The sequence below is a fragment of the Natrinema sp. HArc-T2 genome (genome assembly GCF_041821085.1).
Classification (GTDB): Archaea; Halobacteriota; Halobacteria; order Halobacteriales; family Natrialbaceae; genus Natrinema.
On the sequence record NZ_JBGUAZ010000002.1, the window covers coordinates 254,279 to 267,671 of the forward strand.

Annotated in this window: 14 protein-coding genes; 9 read left to right on the forward strand and 5 right to left on the reverse strand. The window is 64.5% G+C overall.

Translation table 11 applies throughout. The annotated features are described in order from the left end of the window. Window positions 1-171 precede the first annotated feature (171 nt). From argH to ACERI1_RS05735, 3 genes are all read right to left on the reverse strand, one after another. Window positions 172-1,677 carry an argininosuccinate lyase gene (gene argH / locus ACERI1_RS05725; RefSeq protein WP_373617110.1) on the reverse strand — a complete coding sequence of 502 codons (1,506 nt, stop codon included), beginning with the start codon at window positions 1,675-1,677 and terminating at the stop codon, window positions 172-174. A gap of 2 nt (window positions 1,678-1,679) precedes the next feature. Further along, entirely contained in the window at window positions 1,680-2,882 is a 1,203-nt protein-coding gene (locus ACERI1_RS05730; RefSeq protein WP_373617111.1) for an argininosuccinate synthase, read from the reverse strand. 299 nt (window positions 2,883-3,181) lie between these two features. Then, window positions 3,182-4,309 carry a helix-turn-helix transcriptional regulator gene (locus ACERI1_RS05735; RefSeq protein ID WP_373617112.1) on the reverse strand — a complete coding sequence of 376 codons (1,128 nt, stop codon included), beginning with the start codon at window positions 4,307-4,309 and terminating at the stop codon, window positions 3,182-3,184. 87 nt (window positions 4,310-4,396) lie between these two features. On the opposite strand from ACERI1_RS05735, the gene ACERI1_RS05740 reads away from it, so the two are divergent. The 5 genes from ACERI1_RS05740 (at window position 4,397) to ACERI1_RS05760 (ending at window position 7,203) form a co-directional block, all read left to right on the forward strand. Further along, on the forward strand, window positions 4,397-4,591 hold the full coding sequence (locus ACERI1_RS05740) for a hypothetical protein (RefSeq protein WP_373617113.1): 195 nt from the start codon (window positions 4,397-4,399) through the stop codon (window positions 4,589-4,591). Window positions 4,592-4,662: 71 nt separating this feature from the next. After that, window positions 4,663-5,163, forward strand: coding sequence for a 2'-5' RNA ligase family protein (locus ACERI1_RS05745; protein WP_373617115.1), 501 nt, complete (start codon window positions 4,663-4,665; stop codon window positions 5,161-5,163). 219 nt (window positions 5,164-5,382) lie between these two features. After that, the gene (locus ACERI1_RS05750) at window positions 5,383-6,555 is read left to right on the forward strand and encodes a YeeE/YedE family protein (RefSeq protein ID WP_373617116.1); all 1,173 of its coding nucleotides are present in this window, start codon (window positions 5,383-5,385) and stop codon (window positions 6,553-6,555) included. A gap of 37 nt (window positions 6,556-6,592) precedes the next feature. Further along, complete coding sequence (locus ACERI1_RS05755) at window positions 6,593-6,889, forward strand: sulfurtransferase TusA family protein (RefSeq protein ID WP_373617117.1); 297 nt, start codon at window positions 6,593-6,595, stop codon at window positions 6,887-6,889. Continuing rightward, a complete protein-coding gene (locus tag ACERI1_RS05760) occupies window positions 6,886-7,203 on the forward strand; it encodes a rhodanese-like domain-containing protein (protein ID WP_373617118.1) in 318 nt (105 codons plus the stop codon). Before ACERI1_RS05755 ends, ACERI1_RS05760 begins: the two co-directional genes overlap by 4 nt. Window positions 7,204-7,211: 8 nt before the next feature. Here ACERI1_RS05760 and ACERI1_RS05765 read toward each other — a convergent pair whose 3' ends face one another. After that, the gene (locus ACERI1_RS05765; protein ID WP_373617119.1) at window positions 7,212-9,380 is read right to left on the reverse strand and encodes an ATP-dependent DNA helicase; all 2,169 of its coding nucleotides are present in this window, start codon (window positions 9,378-9,380) and stop codon (window positions 7,212-7,214) included. A 143-nt stretch (window positions 9,381-9,523) separates the two neighbouring features. Between ACERI1_RS05765 and ACERI1_RS05770 the strand changes: the two genes are divergently transcribed. Further along, window positions 9,524-9,934, forward strand: coding sequence for a hypothetical protein (locus ACERI1_RS05770; protein ID WP_373617120.1), 411 nt, complete (start codon window positions 9,524-9,526; stop codon window positions 9,932-9,934). 11 nt (window positions 9,935-9,945) lie between these two features. Here ACERI1_RS05770 and ACERI1_RS05775 read toward each other — a convergent pair whose 3' ends face one another. After that, window positions 9,946-10,890, reverse strand: a complete 945-nt coding sequence (locus tag ACERI1_RS05775) for a cation diffusion facilitator family transporter (RefSeq protein WP_373617122.1) — start codon at window positions 10,888-10,890, stop codon at window positions 9,946-9,948. A 156-nt stretch (window positions 10,891-11,046) separates the two neighbouring features. Here ACERI1_RS05775 and ACERI1_RS05780 point away from each other — a divergent pair, with 156 nt between their 5' ends. The 3 genes from ACERI1_RS05780 (at window position 11,047) to ACERI1_RS05790 (ending at window position 13,236) form a co-directional block, all read left to right on the forward strand. Continuing rightward, on the forward strand, window positions 11,047-11,562 hold the full coding sequence (locus ACERI1_RS05780; RefSeq protein WP_373617123.1) for a metallophosphoesterase: 516 nt from the start codon (window positions 11,047-11,049) through the stop codon (window positions 11,560-11,562). 327 nt (window positions 11,563-11,889) lie between these two features. Further along, the gene (locus ACERI1_RS05785; RefSeq protein WP_373617124.1) at window positions 11,890-12,036 is read left to right on the forward strand and encodes a hypothetical protein; all 147 of its coding nucleotides are present in this window, start codon (window positions 11,890-11,892) and stop codon (window positions 12,034-12,036) included. A 105-nt stretch (window positions 12,037-12,141) separates the two neighbouring features. Beyond that, the gene (locus ACERI1_RS05790; RefSeq protein ID WP_373617125.1) at window positions 12,142-13,236 is read left to right on the forward strand and encodes an aminopeptidase; all 1,095 of its coding nucleotides are present in this window, start codon (window positions 12,142-12,144) and stop codon (window positions 13,234-13,236) included. Window positions 13,237-13,393: the final 157 nt, after the last annotated feature.

The following is a 13,393-nucleotide window of genomic DNA, read 5'->3' on the forward strand; positions in this document are numbered from 1 at the left end:
ATACTAACTGCACTGCCCTCTAACGGACCGTAGACGCCATTTCACCGCAATTCTACTTTGACATATCATGAAGCGAGTAATTCATCCCCTCACGGGGATCGTCGTCGGAGCGGGCGGTCGCCACTCCATGACGTCGCCGCCCGTCCCGTTCCGATCGCTCGAGTGACGCGGTCAGACATACCCGTTCACCTCCGACCGGAGCGCCTCGTGAGCCGACTCGAGTGCTGCGGTCAACTCGGCGTGTGCGTCGTCGCCGCCCGCGAGCGCTTCGCGGGCCGCCACGAACTGGTCGTCGACCACCTCGGGGGCGGGACCGCCCTGGGAGTCACGGCTCGCGACGCTTTTGGCGGGGTCGAGTGCGTCTGCGACGGCGTCGGGGTCGACGTAGGCCTCGAGCGACTCGCCGAGGACCTCCTGAGCGGCGGCCTCGAGGGCATCGTAGTCCGCACCGGTTTCGGCTGCGATGGCCACCAGTTCGTGTGCAGTACGGAACGGCAGCCCGTTGGCCGCCAACAGGTCCGCGACGCCGGTCGCGGTCGAGAAACCTTCGCCGGCTTCCGCGGCCAGCGTCTCTTCGTTCCAGTCGGCCGTCGCGACCGCACCCGCGGCGACTTCGCTGGCTTCGGTCACCGCGTCAACGGTCTCCCAGGCGTGGGCCGTCGCCCGCTGAAGGTCGCGGTTGTACGCACGCGGCAGGCCCTTGAGCGTCGTCGTCAGCCCCTGGACGCTGCCGGCCGCATCGCCCGCGACCGCGCGGACGAGTTCCAGCGTGTCGGGATTCTTCTTCTGGGGCATGATCGAGGACGTCGACGAATAGTCGTCCGACAGCTCGACGAAGCCGCGGTTCGCGAAGATGATCACGTCCTCGGCCAGTCCCGACAGCGTCGTCGCGTGCGTCGACAGCGCCTGGACCGTCTCGAGCAGGAAATCCCGGCTCGAGGAGGCGTCCATCGAGTTCTCGACCACGCCGTCGAAGCCGAGCAAGTCGGCGGTGCGTTCGCGGTCGATGTCGAACGTCGTGCCCGCGAACGCTGCGCCACCCAGCGGCGATTCGTTGATCCGCGCGTAGGCCTCGAGCAGGCGTTCGGTATCGCGGCGAACGGCCCCCTCGTAGGCCAGCGCCCAGTGAGCAACGGTGGTCGGCTGGGCGGGCTGAAGGTGGGTGTAGCCAGGCATGATCGTCTCCTGGTGTTCGTCGGCCACGTCGACCAGGGACTCGCGGAGCGCGAGCGTCGTCTCGATCGCCGCAAGGATGTCCTCGCGCAAGCGGTAGCGGATACAGGCCGCGACCTCGTCGTTGCGCGAGCGCGCGGTGTGCATCTTGCCGCCGTCGGCGCCAACGCGCTCGATGACGGCTGTCTCGATGGCTTCGTGAACGTCCTCGCCGTCGGGTAGCGAATCGTGACCGTCAACTTCGACTGCGTCGAGGGCAGTCAAGATCTCACCGGCAACGTCGTCGTCGATGATCCCCTGCTCGGCGAGCATGACCGTGTGCGCGCGGTCGACCGCGAGATCGGCCTGGAAAATGCGTTCGTCCGCTGCGAGCGAGGAGAGGAAGCTCCGGGCGGGGCCGCCGCTGAAGCGGTCTCGGCGGACGACACCGTCGGATCGTTCACCACCGTCAGTGAGCACCGGGTCGCGCTCGGGTTCGCCGTCGGGAGCACTCTCCTCAAACATTGTTACTCGTCGTCCTCGTCGTCGGCGTTCGCAGCGATCGCCTCGTTCGCGAGGCGGCGCTGGAAGCCGTGGTACTTCGCGACGCCAGTGGCGTCTTCCTGTTTGATCTTGCCGACCGTCTCGGTGTCGAACGAGGCGTGTTCAGCCGAGTAGGCCGCGAAGTTGCTCTCGCGAGCGACCGGACGGGCCTGGCCGCCTTCGAAACGGATCGTCACCGTGCCGGTGACGCGTTTCTGAGTCTCGTCGATGAAGCCCTCGAGCGCGCTCACAAGCGGCGCGTCGATCAGGCCCTCGTAGGCCTTCTGGGACCACTGCTGGTCGATCTGGGTCTTGAACTGGCGCTCCTCCTGGGTGAGGACGAGGCCCTCGAGGGCCTCGTGGGCGGCGAGCAGCGTCGTCGCTCCGGGGTGTTCGTAGTTCTCGCGGACCTTCAACCCGAGAATGCGGTCCTCCATCATGTCGGTGCGACCGACGCCGTAGCTGCCGGCGAGTTCGTTGAGGTACTCGATAAGTTCGACCGGCTCGTATTCCTCGCCGTCGACGGCGACAGGGTAGCCGTCCTCGAAGGTGATGTCGATCTCCTCGGTCTCGCTGCCGGGCTCGTCGGTCCACGCGTAGATGTCACGCGGCGGGACGTAGCTCGGGTCCTCCAGGTCGTCGCCTTCGACCGAGCGGCTCCAGATGTTGGTGTCGATCGACCAGTCGCCGCCGCTACCACCCTCGACGGGCAGGTCCTTCTCGGCGGCGTACTCCTGTTCCCACTCGCGGGTCAGGCCGAGTTCGCGCACGGGGGCGATGACCTCGAGATCGGAGTCACGCCAGATGGCCTCGAAGCGGAGCTGGTCGTTACCCTTGCCGGTACAGCCGTGGGCGATGCCGGTACAGCCCTGTTCCTCCGCGACGTCGAGGATCGCTTCGGCGATCACCGGGCGAGCCAGCGCCGTTCCCAGCGGGTAGCCCTGGTAGGTCGCGTTCGCGCGAACGCTGTCGAGACAGAGATCAGCGAACTCCTCTCGCGCGTCGACGACGTAGTGCTCGAGACCGAGCGCTTCGGCGGTTTCTTCAGCTTCGTCGAATTCAGAAGCCGGCTGGCCGACGTCGACGGTGACGCCAATCACGTCGTCGTATCCGTATTCCTCCTCGAGCAGCGGGACACAGACAGTCGTGTCCAGGCCGCCCGAAAACGCAAGTGCCACGCGGGTCATATCGTACTCGAGAGAACTGCCAGGAGAGACTTAAGCACATTGGTTTCAATTCCGTAAAATAGCGAGAGAGCTGCTGCTAACCGAAAATACTGCAGTTTCGGGAAAGTTGGAACGAACCGGAACAGGGAAGGAAGATAGTACGGGCTCAAAGGCCCGGTCGGAATCGTCGCGGTCGTCGCCGAGCGACGGTCCCGTCGGTACCGGTGACAGCGAGCGTGGTGCCGACGGTCTGGCTCATTGTCGGAACACTGCGGACCCACAATATTAAAACCTGCTACATCGCGCTCTCGACGACGGCCTTACTCGTCGTCGGGCAGTGACAGGACGTTCTCCCGACCGATGCGGAAGACCTCGATCTCGTCGTCCTCGCGTAAGTCGCCGACGACCTGACTCGTTTTGGCCTCGGTCCAGTCCAGTTCCGAGACGACTTCCTGCTGTTTGATCCGTCCGCCGCGTTGCTCGAGCAGTCGCAACACCCGCTCTTCGTTGCTCAACAACTCCGGCGGCGTCTCAGCGATGCTCGAGTCGGCTGCACTCGAGCCGTCCGCTCGCCACGCGACGTCGGTCTCGCCGTCGGTTCCGCGACTAGGAGGTCGATTGCGACTGCGTAGCCAGCCGGCAACGGCGACGGTCGCCAACAGGGCCAGCGCGAGGAAGACGATCACCCACGGCATCGGCGGGCCACCGGTGGCTGGCGTCTGTCCCGTCGCCGAGTCGCCGTTTTTGATCAGGACGAGCCGTGGCTGATCGTCGGGGAAGGTTTTCTCGCCGTCCCACTTCACCAGTGCCTCGGATCGTTCATCCGGGACTGGGTCGACGTGCGGTTCGCCGTCGTCCTCGTAGATCGTATACTCATCCGGCCAGCGAAACTGCAACGTCGTCTCGTTACTGAGCGTGAACCCGGACAGCGCAGCACCCGCCTCGATCCGATTCAGTTCGACGTGGGCGAAGTCCGACCACTGGAACGTGACTTTGGCATGCCCGATCTCCTCCGGTTGCGAGTCTTTTTCGGTCGTAACCGATAGGTTCGAGATGTTCATTTCACGCTCCGTGGCGTTTTCACCCTTCGCGACCGTCTCGTTCCAGTCACGTCGTTCCGTCGCGACGTACCAGTCGGTATTCGTCGAGATGTTGGACTGCAACGACTCCCACCGTGCCATCGACCCGTTCTCGTCAGGATAGAACTGATAATCTGTCGTTACCTGCGCAGAGCCGTTCTCGGCAATGAAGACATCGATATGGATTCGGTCGGCGTCCTCGAGTGCCACGGTGTCGTTCGTGGCCGTCTCACCGTCGCCAGCTTGGACCTGTCGCAACACCGTCTCCGTCCCAGCGTCCGCTGTCGCAGGTGCCACCGGGACGCACGCACCCGAACATGCAACCACCACGAGCAGGCAGACCAGGGCTCGGAGCCCCCTCACCTCCATTACGAACATATGCCGTGGCCTCACAAATAGGTCTTTCCGACACAGAAGCAGTATATTTTTCATACAGTCGTGCGAATATTAGCACATATGTCTGACATTCGCGGCGAACTTGGGGTTGAAACGCTGCTGAAACTCGTCCTCGGGCTGGTCGCCGTCTTGCTCGTCCTCGAGATCGTAGAGACGGTGATCAGTGGGCTCGCCTGGCTGCTCGGTCCGTTCGTCGTGGTCGTCCAACTCGCGGTTGCCATCCTGATCGTGCTCTGGTTGCTCGACCGCATCTAAAGTGATCAAAAGCGGACTGTCGGGCCAGAGACCACCAGACTGATAGCCACTTCGGCCAAACATCGACCGAAGTGTACAGCGTCAACGTCCCGGTCCCCGGTCGTGTCCGCCAGCTCGCGGATCGCCTCTATCCCGAGCTGGTCGGCTTCGAAACCGTCCGCGAGGACCACTCGTGTCTACTCAAGCGACTCGGCGAGGCCGACCACGTCGCACAGCTACAACACCGCGCCCACCGCGCGCTCGAGGGCGCTCCCGCCGTCGAGGCCGAAATTACGGGGATCGACTACTTCGAGGACCCGCCACTGGGGTCAGCGCCGGTCGTCTATCTGGCCGTCGAGAGTCCCGGTCTCGAGGGGATCCACGCCGACCTCACCGAGGCCTTCGACGTCGTCGAGGGACTCGAGGGCGCGGACTACGTCCCCCACGTGACGCTGGCCCGCGGCGGCGACATCGAGACCGCACGGCGGCTGGCCGATCGCGAGATCGAGCCCGTCCGGTGGACGGTCAGCGAACTCGAGTTCTGGGACGGGACGTACAAGTTGCCGGTCAGTCGCGTCTCCTTGCCGTCGTAGGGGTCGTCACACACGCTGTCGGCCGAAGCGCATGACACAGCGCGTCCGAGGTTCCCGCAAATATCGCGGCTATCGCCGTTGGCGACTGCAGCGACCCGTCACTGCGAGTGGCGTTCTAGTCGGACAAAACGCCCGAATTCGGCCATGAGAGTCGTCAAGAGTCCGGGTAGCGTCAGCCGGCTCGCTGTGGATTAAGTCCATCTGGCTACTGGTTCCGATGTGGTCGCAACGCTACTCGTCGCAGCGGTCGTGGGACTCGCCCTCGGAGCCTTCCTCCAGAAGGGGCGGTTCTGCTTCGTCAACGCCTTCCGGGACTTCTTCGCGTACAAGGACTCCCGGGTCACGAAAGGCGCCCTCGCAGCGACGTTTCTGACGATGATCTTCTGGGGTATCGCCTACCAACTGGGCTACTATCAGGGGTTCTGGACGCCCAACTGGGGGCTGACGGGACTCGTCGGCGGCTTCATCTTCGGCGTGGGCATGACCTACGCCGGTGGCTGTGCCAGCGGCACGCTCTACCGCGCCGGCGAAGGCTATCTGCAGTTCTGGCTCACGCTGCTGTTCATGGGCGTCGGCTACGCTGGCTTCACCGTCGCCTTCCCGACGCTCGAGCGCACGTACTTCGGGCCGCTGACGTTCGGTGAGGGCGTGAGCCTGTTTACCGTTACGTCCGTCCCGGCCAGCCTGGTCGGCATCGCGATCGCCGGCGCCGGCCTGCTCGTCTACGCCACGCTGGTCGGTCGCTCGTCGACGGGGACCGCCTTCGGCGAGCGCGCTGACGTGGCCCAGTTCACGCCGAGTACGCTGTCCGCACCGGTCGTGGGCCTTCGTGGGTTCGCACACGGCACGACAGCGTACGTCCGCGGGCTCGTCCACGCGTGGCGACACCCAATTGCCGCGAGCAAGCAGCCGTGGGACCCCCGCACTGCGGCGCTCGGAATCACCGCCGCCGCCGTGCTCTGGTTCACCCAGGTCTCGATCGTCGGCGTCACCGGCCCCGAGGCCCGCTGGACGGGCTATCTCCTCTCGCAGGTCGGCGTCGACGCCGGCTCGTTCGAGTACTGGGGCTCGATCCTCTTTCAGGGCCAGGGCGTCGGCGTGACCGTCGACATGGTGATGATCGCGTTCGTCATCGTCGGCGCGTTCCTCGCCGCCGTCTGGAGCGGTGACTTCGCCCTGCGCGTCCCGAAGCGCCGACGGCTCCCCAACGCCGTCGTCGGCGGCCTCATGATGGGGGCGGGCTCGCGGCTCGCCCCCGGCTGCAACATCGGGAACATCTACTCCGGCATCGCGGAGCTGTCGGTCCACTCGTTCATCGCGGCCGTCGGTATCGTTGCCGGCGTCTACGTGATGACCCACTGGATCTACCGCGACGTCGGCTGTGCGATCTGAATCGTTCGCTCACTGAACGCCACCATTACAACAGACAATGCCATCCATCGACGACGTCACGAACACGCCAGACGAACTGACCGACGACGAAGCCGAAGCGCTGCTCGAGGATGCCGACCTCGTCCAGGACATGACCGGCGAGGTTTGTCCCTACCCGCAGGTCGAGGCCAAGAAAGGCCTGCAGGACCTCGAGGCGGGCGACCTGCTCGTCCAGGAGACCGATCACGTCCCCTGTACCGAGAACGTGCCCCGCGCCGTCGGCGACGACGCCGAGGCACAGGTCTGGCGCAGCGGCGACGCGACCTACCGCATCTACCTCCGAAAGCAAGCATGATCGAGGAAGTCTCCACCGAGACGATTCGCGAACGCCTCGAGCGCGGCGACGAGTTCGACCTGATCGACATCCGTGAGGACGAGGACTACGCCGACGGCCACCTCCCCGAGGCCGACCACGTCACCATCGACGAACTCGAGGAGACCGTCGTCGAGCGCGACTGGGCCGACGAAGTGGTCGTCTACTGTTACAGGGGCAACTCGTCGATCCAGGCGGCCCGGCTCATCGCGAAGTACGGCGATGCCGAGCGCGTCGTGAGTATGGCCGGCGGCTACCAGGAGTGGGAGCCACTCGCGACAGTGGCTGCCGACTGATCTGGCTGTTAGGGTGCCGGCGGCTCGCCGTCGTACGCGTCGTGGTCGCCGTAGAAGTTCCGCATCGCGAACTTGAGTTTGTCCGGCTCGATATCGATCAGTTCCTCGCGTTCCTCGTGGGGAAAGATGCCGTTGACGCTGTACTTGCCCAGCTCCGATTTCGCCCGCCGCGAGTAGCGTCGATCGAGGAGCGCGCGGACGCCGACCTCCTCGGGTGAGCGAAGGACCCGACCCAGTGCCTGTCTCGTCTTTCGAACCGTCGGGATCTCGACGGCGTAGCGCCAGCCGGTGTCGGTGCCGTCGAAGGCGGCGTCGTAGGCCTCTTGGACTGCCTCAGCACGGTCATCCAGATGTGGATAGGGGACGCCGACGACCAGCACCGTGTTCGCGTCGTCGCCGTCGAAACTCACTCCTTCCGCGAGAGTGCCCCACAGCGAGGTACACAACACCGCGTCGTCGTCCGCGATGAACTGCTGGCGAAGGTCTTCGACGGACTGGCCCGGCTCGTCGACGTACACCGACCGGTCGCTCCGGCCTGCGATCCGATCGGCATACCGGCTCGCCTCGGCGTAGTTGGGGAAGAACGCGAGCGTATTGCCGGGAGTCATCCGAACGGCGTCGTGGATCGTCTCGGTCACCGCCTCCTGGACCGCAGGATCGTCGCGATCCGACGAGAACAACGGCGGCGTCTCGACGGCGTACGTGCGGCGGTTCGCTTCGGGGAAGCCGAGCCCGTAGGCCATCGTCACGGCGTCCTCGAGCCCCAGTACGTCCTTGGTGACCTCGAACGGCTGGATGGTCGCGCTCATCAGGACCGTCGCGTGGACCTCCTCGAACAGCCGACCGGTTACCTGTCGCGGGAGGCAGGTGTAGAGTTCCGCGCGACCGTAGACCTCGTCGGTGCCGGCGTCTCGGGTGACGGAGACGACCGGGTAGAGCCCCTCCTTCGAGCCCTCGTTCATCCAAGCGCTGACAAAGGCCGCGGCCTGCAGGGTCTGACACTCCGTCCGCGTGGCCGTCTCGCCCTCTCGGTAGGCCTCCTCGTACTCCTCGTCTAACTCCTGACCGAGTTTCATCGCAGCCTCGAGGTCCTCGCTGATTCCCCGCCCGGAGTAGCGCTGGAGAAACTCGAGAGTCAGGTCGTCCTTGCGGTCGTCGTTGGCGATAGATACGTCCGTCCAGTTCTCGGCGATCTGCTCGCGTTCGCCGAAGCCGAAGGATTCCTCGTAGGTTTCGACGACCGCGCGGTGAAACGCCGAGAGGACGTTCGCAGCGTCTTCTGAACGAGGATCATCGGTGTCGGCGAGTTCGTCGAGCGCCGAGTCGAACGTGCGCTCGGAGCAGGTCCGGGTAGCGTGCTCGCGAGCGGCGTCCTCGACGTTGTGGGCCTCGTCGAAGACGGCGATCACGTCGTCAGGATCGCGACCCAACCACCGGAAGAACTGCTCGCGAATCGTCGAATCGAGCAGGTGGTGGTAGTTACAGACGACCAGATCGACGCCCTCGATTCCCTCCTTCAAGAGTTCGTACCCACAGAGCTCCTGTCGGTCAGCGTACTCGTAGATCTCGTCGGGCGTGCGGACGTCCTCGAAGAGCCACGCGAAGAAGTCGTCCGTATCCTGTGTCAGGTTGTTCCGGTAGTACTCGCAGACGTTCTGTTCCTCGAGATCAGCGAGGCGCTCCTCGATGGTCTCGAGTTCGTCCATCACCGCTGCGCGGGCATCAGCCGCCGCGCCGTCGCCGTCCTGGCTTTCGGCCAGCAGTTCGCGCTGGCGGCGCTCGAGTTGGGCTTGGTCGCGTTCGGCGTCGACGACGGCGCGGGTGTTGTCCCGCAGGGCCTGACACTCCTCGTAGCCGACGTCGATGTGACACATCGAGGACTTGCCCTTGAAGACGACCGCGCGGATCTGTTCTTCGCGCGTGATCGCGCGGGCCTCGGCGACGAACTGGCGCATCTGCTGGTGGACATTGGTCGTGATGACGACCGTCTTGTCCTGCTCGCGGGCCACCTCGAGGGCCGGCACGAGCGACGAGAGGGTCTTGCCGGTCCCACAGGCACCCTCGAAGAGGACGTTCTGGCCCCGCGTGAGGGCGTTGTGGATGCGGTCCATCGCCTCGCGCTGATTCTCGTACGGCCGATCGTACGGGAAAAAGCGCAGATACCCGGTCTCGGACACAGTCCATGAGTGGTTCGCGCTGCGATAAAAACGTTCGTCTCGATTCAATCGGCACTTGCCGATCGGGCGAGGGCGCGGACCTCAGCCGACCGGCCAGCAACCGCGCGGTACAGGGACATATATCTCGAGACGCTGCCTCCGGTATGGCAATCCCTGGATACGATGCCAGTACCGTCGCGGAATACAGCCTCAAGCACGCGGGTGCCCGCGTCGACCTCGTGGCGAGCGTGGTCCCGGAGGCGTTCGGCCTCGCCCGAAGCGACAGCGAACCGCCGGCGGCTGCGCTGGGCGAGCCGGTCGACCTCGTGGCGTGTGACGAGCTTCGAGCGGTCGAAGCGCTCCGGGTCGTGCTCGATTACGATCCGACGGCCCTGCCGGCGGGAGCGAGTCCGACCGACGTCGCGGTCGCCGTCGAGACCGGGGACGAGTGGCAGCGACTCCACTCGGCGGTCGATCTCGAGGAGACGACGGTCACGGCAGTGCTCAACGAGCGACCGCCGGGAGCGACAGTTGTCGCCGTCTACGACGATCGTGGCGAGAAAGCCGGCGAGTAGCGTTCGGGCGGCTACGATTCGGGTTCGATGTAGATGCGCTGGATCTGGTCGTCGTGGGCTTTCAGGGCGCGCTCGAGGTCGGTGATGCGGTCATCGATCGTCTCGGCGTCGAGGTCGGACTCGAAGGCAACGTCAGCGGTGACGAGCAGTTCTTCGGCGCCGAAGTAGACGGTCCGGAAGTCGACGAGGTCGATGACGCCATCCCACTCGCTGACGATCGTCCGGAGTTCGTCTTCGTCGGCTTTCGGAAGGCTCTCGCCGAGGATGAGTCGCTTGTTCTCCCAGGCAAGCGCGACGGCAAAGCCCATGAGCATAAGCCCGATGACGAGCGCCGCGCCAGCGTCGTAGGTCGGATTGCCGGTGGTCCGCGTGAGGTAGACCCCGAGCAGCGCGATGCCCGCGCCGGCGAGTGCGATGGTGTCCTCGGTAAGCGCTGTCAGCGTCGTCACGTCGCTGGTCTTCCGGAACGCTTCCCGAAGGCTCGTCCAGCCGTACTCGTCCATCTGGCGGCTGATCCCCTGGTAGGCCTTCCAGAGTGCGTAGGACTCGAAAAGGATCGCCCCGAGCAGGACGGCGTAGTTGACGTAGACTGGGTCGAACGTCGCCCCCAGCAGCGTGACGTCCTCGCTGGCGCGGTGGACGCCACCCGCTCGCAGCGCGCTGATCCCGTGGCGCGCGCTCTCCCAGCCGGCGATGCCAAAGAGCATGACGCTGACCAGCAGACTGTAGAAGAACTGGGCCTTACCGTGGCCGAACGGGTGACTGCGGGTGGCTTCCTGTGCGCCGTACTTGATCCCGACCAACAGGAAGACCTGATTGCCCGTATCCGAAATCGAGTGATACGTCTCCGACAACATCGCGGGACTCCCCGTGAGCAGAAAGCCGCCGAACTTCAGCACCGCGATCGCACCGTTTGCGAACAGGGCGGCGAGAACGACGGAGGTACTACTGGCCATCGCCGGTGACTACGGGTGGCTCTCCCAAAAGTATAAGCCAATCTAGGGACACTCAGTTCGAATTCGACCCAATCAGCAGACCCCCAGCAGCACGCGTCGACGGACAGCGGCGATCGTATCCGAAAGGAACCTGTCACCGTGGGCCGAACGACGACCATGATCGCGATCTTTTCGGATACACACAGTCGCCGCGGCCACGAACTCGAGGACGAGGCGCTGACCGCGGCCCGCGAAGCCGACGTCGTCGTCCACGCGGGCGATTTCACGAGTGAAGCCGCACTCGAGGACTTCCAGAGGGAGTGTGACCGTTTCTTTGCAGTCCACGGAAACGCCGACAGCGCCGCAGTTCGAGAACGACTGCCGATGGCCCGCGTCGTCGAAGCGGGAGGTGTCCGCATCGCCGTCACCCACCGACAGGACGGCGGCGAAACTGGCCTCGCCATGTTTGGCCGCTCGCGCGGTGCCGACCTCGTCGTCTTTGGGCACAGTCATCGACCGACAGTCGTCGAAGCCGACGACATCTCCCTGCTCAATCCCGGCAGTCACGCCGATCCACGCGGAAACCGACCGGGATTTGCCGTCCTCGAGGAACGTGACGACGGCGGACTCGACGGATCGATCCGACAGCTGGACGGAACGCCTATCGAGTCGGTCGCAATTCGCCCGGCGTGACTCGGGGGACAGAAACAGGGTCCGAACGTGACACGGGACCAGCGCGCAACGTCAGCGGGGAGTGGTTTGTGAAGATGTCAGAGGGAGCCTGCCGTCAGCAGGGGTCGGCTGTCAGACGGCGGACGGGCAGACGGCAGGGGGTCACAGGGGAAGGCAACAGGCCTCACGGTCGCGGTCGCCTGCGTCGAGGCCTATCCGAAGGAAGGAGCCGTGCCACATTATAGTCGGCGCAAGCTGAAATTCCGATTTTAGTTACAGACGTGTCGGCGCGGATACAACCGGTCGAGGTCGAAACGGTTAACCACAGTGACAGTGTAGCGGTCGCGTATGCTGGATCCCATCATCGGTCTCCTTCCCGACGATCCCGTCATCATCGCGGTCGTCGCCATTTTGCTATCGCTGGTCTTTTTCGCGTATCTCCTCTTGCGACGAACCGTCCTCGAGTTCCGCGATGGCATGCGCGGCGAGCGCTGAGACGGGGTGACAGTCGTCCGTCCGAGCCAATCCGACTCGAGTCCGTCTCGTCGCCGACTGTCCGCATCACGAACCGTTTTTTCCCTCCCCTTCTAATACCGGAGCATGGACCCACGCATTCGGGAACACGCCGAGATCATCGCCAACCACTCGGTCGATCTGGAGGAGGGCGACAACGTCATCATCGACGCCCACCCGGTCGCCGAAGATTTGGTCGTCGCACTCCACGAAGTGATCGGTGATCAGGGGGCAAACCCCGTCACGACGAGCCAGCGAACCGGCAAGCGCAGCCAGCGGGCCTTCCTGCGGGCGTCCGACGGCGAGTTCGAGACGCCCGAGCACGAACGCGCGCTCGTCGAGCACAGCGACGTCTACATCGCGATCCGGGCAAGCGACAACGTCACCCAGACCAGCGACGTTGACCCCGAGATCAGCGCGGCCTACCAGCAGGCCCACCGCCCAATCCTGAACGAACGCCTCTCCAAACGCTGGTGTCTCACGCAGTTCCCTGCGCCCGCCAACGCCCAGCTCGCAGAAATGAGCACCGAGGGCTACGAGAACTTCGTCTGGGACGCCGTCAACAAAGACTGGGAGGCTCAGCGCGAACACCAGGAGAACATGGTCGAAATCATGGACCCCGCCGACGAGGTCCGTATCGTCAGCGGCGACACGACCGACGTGACCATGTCTGTCGCGGGCAATCCGACGCTGAACGACCACGGCGAACACAACCTCCCCGGCGGTGAGGTCTTTACTGCGCCCCAACCCGACAGCGTCGAGGGTGAGGTCCTGTTCGACATGCCGCTGTACCACCAGGGCCGCGAGATCACGGATGTCTTCCTCGAGTTCGAAGACGGCGAAGTCGTCTCCCACTCGGCGGCGAAAAACGAGGACGTCCTGACGGAGGTCCTCAATACCGACGACGGTGCGCGCCGGCTGGGCGAGCTCGGCATCGGGATGAACCGCGATATCGACCAGTTCACCTACAACATGCTGTTCGACGAGAAGATGGGCGACACCGTCCACATGGCCGTCGGTCGAGCCTACGACGACACCGTCGGCGAGGACAACGAACAGAACGACTCGGCAGTCCACGTCGACATGATCGTCGACATGAGCGAGGATTCGTTCATCGAGGTCGACGGCGAAGTCGTCCAGCGAAACGGCACGTTCCGATTCGAAGACGGGTTCGAGGAGTAGCGCGGTTCGGAGCGAACAAAGTAAGCGAGAACCGCGAGACCCGACGTGCTCCGTTCTCGAGGCAGTTTTGTCGAAGCGTTTTCACGGGAGAAGCGAGCCGCGAAGCCGATCGGTCGCCATCGGGCGGGTTTATGATCCTGAAACGCCGATCACAGGT